This window comes from Mesorhizobium sp. M0159 (assembly GCF_040322295.1).
In the GTDB taxonomy this organism is placed as follows: domain Bacteria; phylum Pseudomonadota; class Alphaproteobacteria; order Rhizobiales; family Rhizobiaceae; genus Mesorhizobium.
Genome location: NZ_JAMYTF010000032.1, coordinates 59,577 through 72,824 on the forward strand (window position 1 = coordinate 59,577; position 13,248 = coordinate 72,824).

The 13,248-nt window shown below is 61.0% G+C and carries 12 protein-coding genes; all 12 read right to left on the minus strand.

Annotated elements, in window-relative coordinates:
- Positions 1–170 precede the first annotated feature (170 nt).
- The 12 genes from NKJ32_RS25355 to NKJ32_RS25410 all read right to left on the minus strand — a co-directional run bounded on the left by NKJ32_RS25355 (position 171) and on the right by NKJ32_RS25410 (position 12,762).
- The gene (locus NKJ32_RS25355) at positions 171–1,226 is read right to left on the minus strand and encodes a hypothetical protein (RefSeq protein ID WP_352592736.1); all 1,056 of its coding nucleotides are present in this window, start codon (positions 1,224–1,226) and stop codon (positions 171–173) included.
- Positions 1,227–2,309: an ABC transporter ATP-binding protein gene (locus NKJ32_RS25360; protein ID WP_352786529.1), complete on the minus strand. Its 1,083-nt coding sequence runs from the start codon at positions 2,307–2,309 to the stop codon at positions 1,227–1,229.
- A 77-nt stretch (positions 2,310–2,386) separates the two neighbouring features.
- Complete coding sequence (locus NKJ32_RS25365; RefSeq protein ID WP_352786528.1) at positions 2,387–3,712, minus strand: iron-containing alcohol dehydrogenase; 1,326 nt, start codon at positions 3,710–3,712, stop codon at positions 2,387–2,389.
- Entirely contained in the window at positions 3,705–5,234 is a 1,530-nt protein-coding gene (locus NKJ32_RS25370; protein ID WP_352786527.1) for a xylulokinase, read from the minus strand. The genes NKJ32_RS25365 and NKJ32_RS25370 overlap by 8 nt, the downstream gene beginning before the upstream one ends.
- Positions 5,235–5,299: 65 nt before the next feature.
- Positions 5,300–6,829 carry an ABC transporter substrate-binding protein gene (locus NKJ32_RS25375; protein ID WP_352592724.1) on the minus strand — a complete coding sequence of 510 codons (1,530 nt, stop codon included), beginning with the start codon at positions 6,827–6,829 and terminating at the stop codon, positions 5,300–5,302.
- Positions 6,830–6,876: 47 nt separating this feature from the next.
- The gene (locus NKJ32_RS25380) at positions 6,877–7,776 is read right to left on the minus strand and encodes a carbohydrate ABC transporter permease (RefSeq protein WP_352592721.1); all 900 of its coding nucleotides are present in this window, start codon (positions 7,774–7,776) and stop codon (positions 6,877–6,879) included.
- Positions 7,776–8,687 carry a carbohydrate ABC transporter permease gene (locus NKJ32_RS25385; RefSeq protein WP_292655834.1) on the minus strand — a complete coding sequence of 304 codons (912 nt, stop codon included), beginning with the start codon at positions 8,685–8,687 and terminating at the stop codon, positions 7,776–7,778. Before NKJ32_RS25385 ends, NKJ32_RS25380 begins: the two co-directional genes overlap by 1 nt.
- Before the next feature lie 339 nt (positions 8,688–9,026).
- On the minus strand, positions 9,027–10,073 hold the full coding sequence (locus tag NKJ32_RS25390; RefSeq protein WP_352786526.1) for an NAD(P)-dependent alcohol dehydrogenase: 1,047 nt from the start codon (positions 10,071–10,073) through the stop codon (positions 9,027–9,029).
- A 546-nt stretch (positions 10,074–10,619) separates the two neighbouring features.
- A complete protein-coding gene (locus NKJ32_RS25395; RefSeq protein ID WP_352786525.1) occupies positions 10,620–11,120 on the minus strand; it encodes a GNAT family N-acetyltransferase in 501 nt (166 codons plus the stop codon).
- A gap of 23 nt (positions 11,121–11,143) precedes the next feature.
- Positions 11,144–11,449: a type II toxin-antitoxin system TacA family antitoxin gene (locus NKJ32_RS25400; protein WP_352455514.1), complete on the minus strand. Its 306-nt coding sequence runs from the start codon at positions 11,447–11,449 to the stop codon at positions 11,144–11,146.
- 61 nt (positions 11,450–11,510) lie between these two features.
- On the minus strand, positions 11,511–11,663 hold the full coding sequence (locus NKJ32_RS25405; protein WP_352455515.1) for a hypothetical protein: 153 nt from the start codon (positions 11,661–11,663) through the stop codon (positions 11,511–11,513).
- Positions 11,647–12,762 carry a Fic family protein gene (locus tag NKJ32_RS25410; protein WP_352623461.1) on the minus strand — a complete coding sequence of 372 codons (1,116 nt, stop codon included), beginning with the start codon at positions 12,760–12,762 and terminating at the stop codon, positions 11,647–11,649. The genes NKJ32_RS25405 and NKJ32_RS25410 overlap by 17 nt, the downstream gene beginning before the upstream one ends.
- Positions 12,763–13,248 lie beyond the last annotated feature (486 nt).

The following is a 13,248-nucleotide window of genomic DNA, read 5'->3' on the forward strand; positions in this document are numbered from 1 at the left end:
CTCGCGATCGGACGTGACGGAACTCGTTACGGCAGGGCGGCCGTCGCGTTTCTTTCGTGCTGGTTTCTCCATCAGATCATCCTGTCCACTCCGCGGCAGCGGGTCCAGAGCGGGCTCGGCGGAGCCATGTGCTCATGGATATGAGGCATCAATCGAGTTTCCCGGCTCCGCTAGCCTCGATGATAGCGGTCGAAGGACAAAACCAGCGGAGCATCATGGCAAATTGCGTCGATGATGGCAGTCGTCAGCGGCAGGCGATCGTGGGGAAGTACACCCCGGGCCATCATATTCTTCAAAGTCGGACCAAGGTCCAGCGCCAGTTGCGCGCCCTCGACCGTGTCCGAACTCATATGTTCGCGCTTCGCCACGGAATAAGGCAGGCCGCGGCCGAGCAGGCGCCCCATGCGACCGTTACGGCCCGCCTGGCAGGTCACATAAAGATCGCCGGAGCCGGCCAGCCCCAGCACTGTTTCGACCTTTCCACCCAGAGCTTCGACCAGAATCGCCATCTCTGCGAGGGACTGCGAGAAAAGTGACGAGGCTAGGTTGTGCATGAGTGCGCCATTGGGCGCCTTGCCGTCGCGCTCGAGCAGCCCGACGGGAGCACCAACGGCGAGTGTGTAGAAATTCTTGAAAGCGGCGCAGATCTCGACGCCGACGAGATCGGATGACGATCGCGTATGATAGAAGGGCGCGCGCAGAATGCGGGACGCCGCGGCGACCTGGTCGGGATCGTGCCCGGCCACGATCACAGAGGTGTCGCGCTGTGCCGCCAGTTCGCCGGCAATGCACGGTCCGCCGACGGCCATCACAGGGACCGAGAAGCCAGTGCGTTGCTCGATCTCGCGGGCAAGCAGATGTGGCAGGATTTCCACGCCTTCGTCGCTTGCTGCAAGTCCTTTCGTAATCATCAGTATCGGCACGGGCGACTTGATGCTTTCTGCAATGCGGTCGATCGCCCAAGGAATGCCGGCCGACGAGACGCCGAGTACAAGCAGATCGGGTCCATCGTTCATCGCCGCCCCGAATTCGGTCCAGGAACAGGCGGTTACCACATCAGGCAGAGTGATGTTGAGGCGTGGGTGATGACTTGTGCTGGCCACCGAGCCGACGATCTCCTCATCGAGATGGGTCCCGACAAGAGTGATGCGGTTACCAGCGTGAGCGGCCGGAAGCGTCATGGCAGAGCCCATGACGCCGGCGCCGAGGGTGATGATCCGCGCCATTCAACTTCTTCCCTTGTCCAGCCGCTCGCCGCTACCTTGGTCGAACAGGTGGATTCGCTCAGGCGCCGGCTCCAGATGGATCACAGCTCCAGGAGAGAGCTCCATGCGGTCATGCAGCACCGAGCAGATCGCGGTGTTGCCCATGCCGGCAAAGATGTGAATTTCGGGGCCAGTCGGCTCGACAACCGTAATCCTCGCCGGAATGCCGCGCCCGTCGGCCACTGGTCGAAGATGTTCGGGGCGAATGCCGTAGATCACCTTTTGGCCGGGCCGGACCGCAGCCCCTGGCGGGAGCGGGAGGGATAGCTCGTCGGTCCGCACCACCCAGGCGTCGCGCTCGGAAGCCACCTCGCCATGGAACATGTTCATTGCGGGCGAGCCGATGAAAGAGGCGACGAAGAGGTTTGCCGGGCGATCGTAGACATCGAGCGGGCGCCCGATCTGCTCGATATGGCCGTCGCGCATGATGACGATGACATCGGCCATGGTCATGGCCTCGATCTGGTCATGCGTGACATAGACGGTGGTGGTCTTCAGCCGCTGGTGGAGTTCCTTGATTTCGGTGCGCATCTGCACCCGCAGCTTGGCATCGAGATTGGACAGCGGTTCGTCGAACAGGAACACAGTTGGGTCCCGCACGATGGCGCGGCCCATGGCGACGCGCTGCCGCTGACCGCCCGAAAGCTGGCGAGGGTACCGTTCCAGATAGGGGGTCAGATTGAGGATCGCCGCCGCCCATCCGACCTTCTGTTTGATTTCTTCGGTTGGGCGTTTCTTCAACTGCATGGAAAAGGCCATGTTGTCGAAGACGGTCATGTGCGCATAAAGCGCGTAATTCTGGAAGACCATCGCAATATTGCGGTCTTTGGGATGGAGCGTGTTGACGACCCTGTCGCCTATGGCGATATCACCGGATGTGATGGGCTCGAGACCGGCTATCATGCGTAACAGCGTGGACTTGCCGCAGCCGGACGGCCCCAACAGAACGACGAACTGGCCATCCTCGATCGAGAGATCGAGTCCATCGATAATCGAGAGAGCGCCATAGTCCTTCTTTATGTTGCTGATGGTGACGGACGCCATAAATTGCTACCCTTCGATTGCCCTTGCCGGTTGGATCGCATTTTCGCTATGCGAGCTATTGGCGATCGGATGCGCTCTCACCATTCGCTCTCCAGAAACTCTTCCAAGAGTCCCGCATCGGCGGCCAGATTGATGAAGGACCATCGACCGCGGATTTCCCGCGAATAGTGAATGGCGTCGTGCCAAAGCGCTCGCGGCAGGCCTAGTTCCGCGCCGGTGACCGGCCCTCCCGCAGCCTTGAGTGCTGCCTCCATGCGGGCGACCGGCATTGCCATGGGCCGAACCTCCTGGCGCAGCGCCGGCCAGATTTCCGCAAGCCTGCGGTTGAAGATTTCCGTCTGGCTGGCGTCGAGTGCCGTCTTCTTCGTCTCGGCAATGCAAAGTGGTCCAAGCTGCGCGCCATAGCGGGCCAGCATCGCCGCTTCGTCGATGGCGGTCGGCTTCACCTGCGGCGGCTCTTTCATGTCCAGCAGCCGCGCTTGCAGACGCGCCATGACCAGCGAGGCAACCCCAACCTGCTGACCATGCGTGGTGCCGGGATGACGCTCTCCCGCGAACATGTCGACCCAATGGGAAATCTGGTGCTCTCCCATGGACCCGGGATGGGAAACGCCGGCAAAGCACACGCCCATCGAGCACAGCGTCAGGACGCGCTGGAGATGCCCGACAGCGGTGACGTCATGCCTGGCAAGGCCAGGCGCATGGGCCAGCATCGGCTCCTCATCGCCCGCCTGCAGCAGGTAGGGCACCTCAGAATAGTAAGTGTCGAACAGCCGATGCGAAGCCCACCAGTCGATCTGGGCCGTGGAGCGGCAGAGGCTGTCGCCAAGCCCGGCGGCGCTGAGCCAGGCGGGCGCTGCGGCCGACACGCCAAGGTCCAGGAAGATGCCCCGCGGAGCATGCGAGGGCAGCGAGATCTTGAGCCCGGAGGCCAAGGTCACCGACGCTGTCGAGGCGCCGTAGCCATTCATCGAGGCGGCCGTGCCGAAGACGGCATAGGGCCGCTCGTCGAGAAAGGTTGCATGCTTGCAGCCGTCGTTGAGGACGCCCGACCCGACGGCCACGACCCCGTCGGCGTGACGCGTCTTCTCCCTGACCATCTGGATCATTGCCTCATCGCAGTCGAGGCCGTCAGGCAGCACGATTTCATCGATGTCGGCGATGGCACGCAGCGCCTTCGCGACGCGCGTGCCCATCACATCGACGGTGTTGATATCCGACACAACAGCGATGCGGCTGCCTAGCGCCAGGGGCGCAACGAGATCCGCCTCGCGGCCCTCCGTCGTCTCCAGCAGTTCGATCGTCTGGAACGGCAGGTCTGCTGCCGCGCCGGTCTTGGGATTTGTCCAGCGTCCCGCGACAACGTCCTCGATCAAGGCGTTCCAGTTGGTCGTTTCAGCCATGATCGGCCTCCATGAAGGCCGCGAGGCGCTGGTTCCAGGCTGAAAGCGTTGGCCAAAGATCGGCATGGATCGCAAGAAGTTCGGCGTAAAGCGCGGCCCGTTTCGTGTCCGGTTCGAAGGTTTTGGCCGGCTCGCTGGCCATTGCGAGCGACGCTTCGGCGATGGTGGAAAACCAGCCCACCCCCTTTGCCGCCGCCATCGCCGCCCCAAGCGAGGAGGCTTCGACGGTCGTCGAACGCTTTATGGGACGATCGAGTGCATCCGCCAGAATTTGCATCCACAGGTCGGACTTCGCTCCTCCGCCGATCGCTATGAACTGGTCGATGGTCTGGGCGGCAGCCGCAGCCGCCCGCTGACTTGTCGCGGCCTGATGCAGCGCTATGCCTTCCAGCACGGCGCGATAGATGTCGCCGCGGCGGCTCGAGCCCGAAAGCCCGGCAATCACACCACGGGCCGCACTATCCCAGTGTGGGTCCATGACGCCCTGCCAGTAGGGCAGGAGCATTATGCCGCCTGCGCCGATCGGGCTGGCAGCGGCTTCGGCCTCGAGCGTCTCCAGGGCATCATTTGCACCATGCAGATCGACGCCAAGCATCTCGCGCGCCATCCAGTCGACAAGAAAAGTGCCGGCGCGAAGGCACGTCTCGTAGATATAGCCATCATCGGCGACCGCCGTTTCGGTGCGGAAGGCCTGGTCGTGGACGTAGTCCGTGCCGAAGCTGCCGGAGACGACCGCCGTGCCGAGGTTGATGTAAGCGCATCGCGGCTGCAACACACCAGCGCCCGTGCCGGCGCATTGACCATCGCCGCCGCCGGCTACGATCGGCGTGCCCTCGCGCAGACCCGTCGAAATGGCCGCTTCCGAAGTCAGTTGACCCAGAACGGTGCCGGGCCGCGCGAGATCCGGCATCATGCGCCGGGCGACGCCCGCTGCCTCCAGTATTTCGTTCGACCAGTCCATAGCTCGCATATCGAGTATGCCCATCGGGTCCGCGGATGCGGTGGACGTCACCCACCGGCCGCTCAAGCGAAAGACCAGATAGCCGTGGACTTCGGCCATTCGCTCCACCCGGGCAAAAATCTCGGGCTCTTCCTCGCGAAACCAGATCATGCGGTAAAGGCAAGGAATGACGTCCAGCGGCTTGCCGGATATTGCGTGGACGCGTGCCGCGCCGAAGCTCTCGCCGAAGCGGCGTGCCTTCCGCCGGGCGCGCTCATCGAGCCAGAGCGTCGCCGGCCCGACCGCTTCGCCTTGCTCGTCGAAAAGTCCGAAGCTTTCGCGCTGGTTGGCAATCGCAAGGGCGGCAATGCGTGCCGGCGAAACCGTTGACGTCACGGCGCGCAGCGCTGCGACCGTCGAGGTCCACCACTCGGCCGGATCCTGCTCGAAATAGCCCGAACGCGGGTTGGACATTGCAAGCGGTGCACGACCTTCGGCCACGGCCAGACCATTGCGGTCCCAGGCGATCGCCTTGGTTGCCGAGGTCGAGGAATCAATGCCGATGACGAGATCAGGAACCATTGCCGCCACATTACCAAACGGCGAGGGCGGCCGAAGCCGCCTTCGCCCAAATCACCGACTAGCCGCTAAAGACCGGCGTCCTTGACTTTGCCGTCGACAATGCCGGCAATGGCATCCAGGCATGCCTTGGCATCGCCGCCATAGTCTTGGCCCGTAAGCAACTTGCCGAGCTCAACCGGAATGTCGTTGTTCGACAGATCCGCCCAGATCGGCATGTCCGGCTCAGATCCCATCTGATTGTCGATAGTGTATTTGATCGCGTCGAAATGGCGTGTCGTTCCGGGGCCGACAACGGCCTTCGCCTTGACCCGAGGATCTGTAAAAGAGGAATTGCGCATCGGCGAGGCGCCGCCGCCGAGCGTCGATACCCGCGCCATCACATCCTTCGAGCAGACCCACTGCATGAACAGCCATGCTGCTTCCTTGTTCTTGGAATATTGCGACAGCGAAATCGTCGAGCCACCTTGGTGACCAACGGCCGGGATTTCGTTGAAGCCGCAATCGGCGGCGGCGCGACGGCCAGGAACCTCCTTGGGCGCGGGCAGGGCCTCGAACAGGCCTTTGACCTTGGAATCGTTCGCGTCGAAGCCGGGGAAATCTTCGCCCCAGGTGATTGCCATAGCGGCCTGACCCTGTGTCAGTGCCTGTCCCTGCCCGTCCCAGGTCCAAGTCGTCGCGGAGGGCGGCGAGTTCTTGACCAGCTCCTGATAGAATTGCAGCCCGGCCACGCCGCGCTCGTCATTGCCGACAAACTTCTTGTCTTTGTTGAAGATCGAACCGCCATGGCCCCACAATGCGAAGGTCCAGTCGCATTCCAGCGAATAATGGCCGGACTTCGCCTGGCATGCTGTGCCGAAGATGCCGTTGCTTTTTTCTGCCTCCGTGAGCGCCTGCACGGCCTTGAGGTAGGCGTCGAGGTCTGTCGGCAGCGCAATGTTGTGTTTGTCGAAAAGATCCTTGCGGTACATCAGGATGAAGATCGGAATATCGAATGGAATTCCGCACTGTTTGCCGTTGTACATGGCGATGCCGTCGACCAGCGGCTTGGAGAAATCGTCCCAGTCGAAGTTGGGCATCGCCAGTTCTTTGTTCTGGTCATAATACTCGCGCGGATCGACGACATCCTGGGCAAATGTCGCCATCCAGGACTGGTCGAGATAGTAGACGTCGTAGGTGCCAAGTTGGCCCTGTACGTCTTGCGTCGCCTTGGCGAGAACCTGCTCCAGCGGCACGATCTCGACTTCCACCTCAATGCCGGTTGCCTTGGTGAATTCACCCGCGACAAGCTGGTTGGCAACGATCGTTGGCGGCGTCGCTTCCGAAGTGTAGCGGATTTTGGTGCCGGCATATGGTTTGCCGACGTCGGCCAGCCACTTCAGCATATCGGCGTCCTGGGCGCGGGCTTCTTCAACCCCGAGGCCCAGCATCCCCCGACTGGTGCGGCCACCACCTAGCATGGCTGATCCGAAGGCGGAAAAGCCGACACCAGCGAGCGCCATCTTCCTCATGAAGTCGCGTTTGCTTATTCGGCGCGCCGTAAAGTCATTGCAGGTATCGGCGACGAATGTCTTCTTGTCGTGTTCACTGAAGCTCATGATCGTTCCTCCATTGCGTTTTTGTCGTCGTTCTTCTCGTCTGCGCCTCACTCCTTCAGGGATCCGAGGGTGAGGCCGCGGACCAGATGCCGTTGAACCAGCAGGATAAAGATGAAGCTGGGTATGATCGCGGATGTGCCGAGCGCTGTGATGTAGCCCCACTCGGTCGCGGTCGATGTGACAAAGGTCGAGATCTTCACCGGCACAGTGCGGATCGACGTTGTCAGAAACAGTGAGAGCAGGAACTCGGTCCACGAAAAGATGAAACACAGCACGGCCGTCGCAGCGATGCCGCCCTTGACCATGGGAAGGACGACGCGTCGAAACGTCTGCCAGCGCGTCGCGCCGTCAATCAGCGCCGCCTCATCAATCTCGCGCGGAACATCGTCGAAGAACGACTTCAAAAGCAAAACCGCCAGCGGCAGGTTAATCAAACTGTGAACGAGGATGAGCCCCGTATAAGTATCGCGCAAGCCGAGATCGCGGAACATGAAAACGATCGGAATGACGATCGCGATTGGCGGCATGAAGCGTTGCGAGAGAATCCAGAACAGGAAGGACTGCTGGCCGCTGAACTGCATTCGCGACAGGCAATAGGCGGCCAGCGTTGCCAGCAGCAGCGTCAGCGCCGTCGATCCGACGGCTATGATGGCGCTATCGAGCAACGACTGACGGGAATCATAGGAACTGGCGCCACCCTTGATGACCCCGGCCGCCTCGCCGCCCTGTTCCATGCCGATGTCGACGCGCGAAACGCCAAGCAACGTCACACGGTAATTGTCCGGCGTTGGCGTGAAACCGGTGTAGACCGGTCCGCTGCGGTCGAAGATCGCCGAATAGGGTTTGATGGACGACAGGGCCCACCACGCGATCGGGAACATAAAGATCGCCACCACCAGGACGGCGAGGACGTCACGGCCGATCGTTTGGGCGCGCGACGACTCCATCAGAACCTCACCTTGAACAGCCTGACGAAGAGGTTCGACACGACGATCAAGACGACGAGCACGATCAGCGACAGGGTCGCGGCATAGGGAAAGTCTCCGGTGAAGTAGATACGGCCAGCGTAGAATGAAAGCGTCTCGGTGGCCGTGCCAGGCCCGCCGGCGGTGATGATGTAGACGTAGTCGTAGATGCGAAAGAGATCGACGCCGCGGATCAGCACCGCGACCGCTATCACCTTGCGCAGCATCGGCAATGTGAGGCGCAAGAACGTCTGGATGCCGTTGGCACCGTCGATCGCGGCGGCTTCGAAAGGTTCCTTCGGCAGCGCCCTGAGCCCTGCCAGGATGATGAGCACCATGAACGGCGTCCACTGCCATATGTCTGCCAGCAGGATCGCCGCCAATGCGGTTCCGGGCTGCGTCAGGATCGGCTGTGCCGGCGAGATCAGGTCGAGGGCATAGAGGTAGAACGACAGGACACCGAAAGAACCGTCCTGCATCAGCAGGAACATCATTCCGGTCACCGCCGGCGGCACCACCAGCGGCAGTGTCATCAGCGCCCGCAGCACCCCGTAACCTTTGCGATCGGTGTCAAGCAGAAGGGCAATGAGGATGCCGAGCGCAAGCTGAACCGCAAGCGCGACGAAGGTGTAGATCAGCGTGGTTTCCAACGAATGCCACATACGCGCATCCGAGAAGGCGCGCGTCCATTGGTGGAGCCCGGCGAAGTCAAGCTGACGGGAAACGACATTGCGTTTGTGAAACGACAGCCAGACTGAATAGGCGAGGGGATAGATGCCGAAAACGAGAAGCATCACCGTGATCGGCGCGAGCCAGGGAAAAGGATGCTCGGCCGTCATGAACCGGGGTAGGGCCCACCTGGAAGTCGGCCGCGTGAGGATAGCGCTGCTCACGTGCAAATCTCCGCTCGGTCACAGAGACGCATCGGCCTTCTCCCTATCGGCCAGATTGTGCCAACTTGAACTTTTGTAAGTTTGTTGTGCCTTTTGTTAAGAACTGTCGGACGGCCGCCGATTTGTCAAGTGTCGGGTCCGTCAGCGCTCAAGGGATTTGCTCGTGGTAGATCCTGTCATCGCCGGGTATGAAGTTGTTTTTGGAGGGATCGCCGCCGGTAAATGCGGTGGACCAACATCAAAAGCACTCAGGGCCGCCGCCAACTTTGGCCGCCCAACGAAAGCTAGGGAAACATCGAGGAGATCGGGAGGACAGCCCGGGGGCTTTTGGAACTCCCCTTAATCCGGCAACAGGATCTGAAGCTTTACGTCCGCGGGCCGGGCTTCGACTGCGCGGTCGAAAGCGGCGATGGAATCTTCGAAGGGGAAGGTCGCCGAAATGAGTGGCTTTAGGTCGACCCGGCCCGACCCCATCAGCGCGATTGCCCGCTCATATTGGTGGGCATATCGGAACACAGTCTCGATGCGGACTTCCTTGGTCGAGGCGGTGGCAATGTCGAGCGCCACAGGCGCCACCGGCAGGCCGACCACCACCACCGCGCCGCCGGGCCGCGGCAGATCGAGCAGGCTCTCCCATGCCTTGGACGAGCCAGAGCATTCGAAAACGACATCGGCGCCCCAGCCATCGGTCAGGAGCTTTACCTCCGCCGCCAGGTTCTTGTCGCGGATGTTGACCGGGATCACGCCTTGATAGCCGCTGGCGATGTCGAGCTTGGGTTGGGCGAGATCTGCAACAACGGCGCGGGCGCAGCCGCCGGCGAGCGCCGCGATCGCCACCATCGTCCCGATCGGCCCGGCGCCAATCACCACCGCCGTGTCGCCCGGCGCGATCTTTGCTTTGGCAGCCGCCTGCATGCCGACGGCGAAGGGCTCCACCATGGCGCCTTCGGCGAAGCTGACATTGTCGGGCAGTTTGAAAGTGTAGTTGGCGGGGTGGACGACATAGGGCGTCAACACACCGTGGATCGGCGGCGTTGCCCAGAACCTGACCGCTGGATCGATGTTGTAGAGACCGAGCCGGCTCGCCCGCGAATTGGGATCGGGGATACCCGGCTCCATGCAGACGCGGTCGCCGACCTTCAGATGCTCGACGCCTTCCCCTGTTTCGACGACGGTGCCGGCGGCTTCATGGCCCAAGACCATCGGCGCTTCGACCACGAACGGGCCGATGCGGCCATGCGTGTAGTAGTGCACGTCCGAGCCGCAGATGCCCACCGTATGGATCTTGATGCGAACTTCGCCCGCGCCGACGGTCTGTGGCAGATCGAAGTCCCGCAGCTTGAGTTCGTGCTGGCGTTCAAGGACAAGGGCGCGCACGTTCGTCATCGACGTAGTCTCCTTTAAAGCCGACTGTTCGAGGCCTCCGCGACCTTGCTTGCATTCGGCACGTTCATCATAGCCGCTCATTTACGGCTTCAAAATCCAGTTCGGAAACGGGTGTTGCAAGATTCCGACTATCCGTACCAACTTCCCGGCTAAGGGACTTTGAAGGCCGACCATGCCGCTGCCGAATTTCGTTTGGATCATTCAGGGTACTCTGAGGTATCAAGTGATAGATTCGGCATCAGGATAGGAACCAGTGTTTAGAGGGCGACGTGCACACTCGCTGCACACAAAGTTCTCCCTTCTTTCGGTTCTGTTTTGTCGAAGAGGCAACAGGGCATGCTGTGACGCGATGTTTGAGAAATTGTCGCCCGGCTTCGGCTGCCCGGGCGACAGAGCACCTGACAGGGCGCCGTAGCACGACGAAAGAGGGTCTTTTTACTGGGTGTGCGAGATGCTTCTGAGGGCTTCGGCAAAGCACAGGGTGGCCGAACCCGTCGCGGTCCGACGGCGAAGGCTCCGCGTTAGGCGATGTAGGTGCTGCGTCGATCATGGCTCCACCAGTTGCTGGATTGCGTGCATCGGTAGGACGAGCCGGAGGGAGTCCGGCAGCCGCACGAAGCCGTTTCCCTCATAGAAGGCAGCGGCGCGCTCGCTGATGGCATCCACCACCAGCATCGAGGAACCGACTGTGGCCGCGCTCGCATAGGCGCGCCGCACGGCGTCGGCGAGAAGCATCGCACCCAGGCGTTCGCCCTGACGGGCTTCCGAGACCGCCAGCCGTCCGATCAGCGTGGCGCTGACCAGCGGATAGCGCGGGATGTGCTTGCGCGCGGCGGCCGGCACGTCGCCCTGTGCAAGGCTGGTTGCGCAAAGCGTATAATAGCCCAGCGCGACATCCGGTTTATCAGGCTCCACTAGAATGAAGACCCCATTCGCCTTGCGCCGCACATCTTGGCTTGCCTGCGTCCGGAGATAACGGTCGAGTCTGTCGACGCCGCAGGCAAAGCCGTCCCGGTCGTGATGCGACGCGAGCGCCTCGATCTTCAAATCTGACCGAGACGCCGCCATGCTCAGGACGCGACCCGGCGCTTGTGCTCGGCCAAGGCGCGGACCAGCCGCTCACTCGGCTCTGGCGGATTGACCAGCGCGTCGAAGAATGCCGCGCGGTCGCGATCGGACAGCACCAACGTCTCATGCTCGGCGATCGTGCGGCGCGCGGTGTCAGTGAGCGCAGTGACGCAGAAGTCGCTGACTTTGCGTCGTGACAGATGCGCTGCCCGCTCGATAAGATCCTTAGTCTCTTCATCCAACCGGAATCCGAGGCGTTCGACGCGGTTGGGCGTCTCTCGTTCGATCTGGGGCTGTTTGCGCGGCATTGGGATCACTCCTGTCGTGGTCTATGTTTCGCAGACAATGTACGTCATATCGACGAACAAATCAAACCGATTTCTGCCCTTCATCCACGCGCTGGTGGTCGAACATCAGCTTCGCCCGCTGTTCGGCTTCTACTGGGTGCTGACGGTCCAGGCAGGCAGGCTCTTCGACAGCCCGCTTCTTCTGTCCCTGTTGTGGTTTACGCTCGGCCAGCAAGAGTGTTCAATGCGTAACGTGTGTATCGTCGTTCGCCAGTTCTAATCAGTGCACCCTTGGCAACGAGGTCCTGCAAATCTCTTGTCGCTGACGCGCGAGATGCCTGAGTGATGGCGATGTAATTCTCGGCGCTGAGACCGCCCTTGAAACCATCTATACCTTCGCGGAACATCCGGGTGATGGCCTTTTCCTGTCGCTCGTTGAAGTGACCGTGGTAGCGTTCGTAAAACTTGGCCTTGGCGACGGAGAATTCGACACGGGCAAGCGTTACGCGCTGCGCCTCAAGGATCGTTTTAGCGAAGTAGAGCAGCCAATCCGTAATCGCGTTGCTCTTGTTGCTGGCCTCGAGATTGTCGTAGTAGGCCTTGCGGTGGCGTTCAATCGTGTACGCCAAAGCGATGAGACTGGGCTCACCCAGGCTTTGCGCCAACGCCTTTTCGCAGAGGGCACGCCCTATGCGCCCGTTGCCATCCTCGAACGGGTGAATGCTCTCGAAATAAAGGTGCGCGATTCCGGCACGCGTCAACGCCGGAATCGGTATCTTGCCTTTGGGCGCGGTTACGTTGAACCAAGCCGCGAAGGCGTCCATTTCGGTCTTCACCCGGGCCGACGGCGGCGCTTCGAAATGCACTTTGGGCTTATCCAGCCGATTGGAAACGATTTGCATAGCATCGGCATGCTGGCGGTAGCTGCCGATGGTCCCGATACCCCGCTCACCCGACATCGCCATCTTGTGCCAAGCGTAGAGGGTGCGGTGCGAGAGTGTATCGGCGAAATGCAAGTAAACATCGGCCATCATTTCAGCGATGCCGCGCTCGGCCGGCGGAATGTGCCTGATCTCGCTTCCCAGGCCAAGTTGCTGGCGTAAGGATGATTGCAGACTCTCGCGGTTGAGGTATTCCCCTTCAATCGCGGATGTCTTCAAGGCCTCTTCGCTGATAAGGTCGATGCGGATCTGGTCGCGATCGTTGGCACCCACATGACGAAAGACGCCCAGGAACTCGCCCGATCGCAACAGGAACTCGCTTTCCAGCGGTTCCAATACCTTCTTATCGTAGGTAAAATGCGGCCAGTCAGCCTGCTCCCAATTCCATACCATGAGTTATAGAGCACCTTTCTATAACTCATGATGCCACGACAGGTGAGCTATAGCAATCCTCGCTATGCCTCAGGGTCTTCTCGGATACGTCAACAATTGGCGAACGTGTTCGGGGTTCGAGTTGTAGACCGCTATATCGCAAGACCCACTGTTGAGGAGGCGTTCTTGCGGTCGCGCCAATCTGTTTGATTGCAGTTCGAGCTGATCGATCAACCCCCGGGCGGCACCGCAGATTTTCCTGATTGCGCCGGAGTTGATCCAACCCAGGTCGGCTCTGAAAGGGCCGCTGGACACGTTGAAGGACATAGCTTGAGGCGCCCCGAGAACCGGTCTTTGCACAGCTCCCCTCACGCAGGTATCAAGGGCCGACACGTGTAGCGTCATTATGGAAATCAGGATAGTGTGCTGAAGGTTCTGCAAAAAGTTTTGGAGAGAGAACGGCGCTTGCTCTGAGGGGCGAGCGGCCATGGCACGGTGGTGACATTG

What these genes read in the sequence shown, in the direction of transcription:
- NKJ32_RS25365 (WP_352786528.1), bottom strand. Translation starts at nt 3,712, where the DNA reads ATGGCTGAAACGACCAACTGGAACGCCTTGATCGAGGACGTTGTCGCG.
- NKJ32_RS25390 (WP_352786526.1), bottom strand. Translation starts at nt 10,073, where the DNA reads ATGACGAACGTGCGCGCCCTTGTCCTTGAACGCCAGCACGAACTCAAG.
- NKJ32_RS25360 (WP_352786529.1), bottom strand. Translation starts at nt 2,309, where the DNA reads ATGGCGTCCGTCACCATCAGCAACATAAAGAAGGACTATGGCGCTCTC.
- NKJ32_RS25370 (WP_352786527.1), bottom strand. Translation starts at nt 5,234, where the DNA reads ATGGTTCCTGATCTCGTCATCGGCATTGATTCCTCGACCTCGGCAACC.
- NKJ32_RS25380 (WP_352592721.1), bottom strand. Translation starts at nt 7,776, where the DNA reads ATGGAGTCGTCGCGCGCCCAAACGATCGGCCGTGACGTCCTCGCCGTC.
- NKJ32_RS25375 (WP_352592724.1), bottom strand. Translation starts at nt 6,829, where the DNA reads ATGAGCTTCAGTGAACACGACAAGAAGACATTCGTCGCCGATACCTGC.
- NKJ32_RS25410 (WP_352623461.1), bottom strand. Translation starts at nt 12,762, where the DNA reads ATGGTATGGAATTGGGAGCAGGCTGACTGGCCGCATTTTACCTACGAT.
- NKJ32_RS25400 (WP_352455514.1), bottom strand. Translation starts at nt 11,449, where the DNA reads ATGCCGCGCAAACAGCCCCAGATCGAACGAGAGACGCCCAACCGCGTC.
- NKJ32_RS25355 (WP_352592736.1), bottom strand. Translation starts at nt 1,226, where the DNA reads ATGGCGCGGATCATCACCCTCGGCGCCGGCGTCATGGGCTCTGCCATG.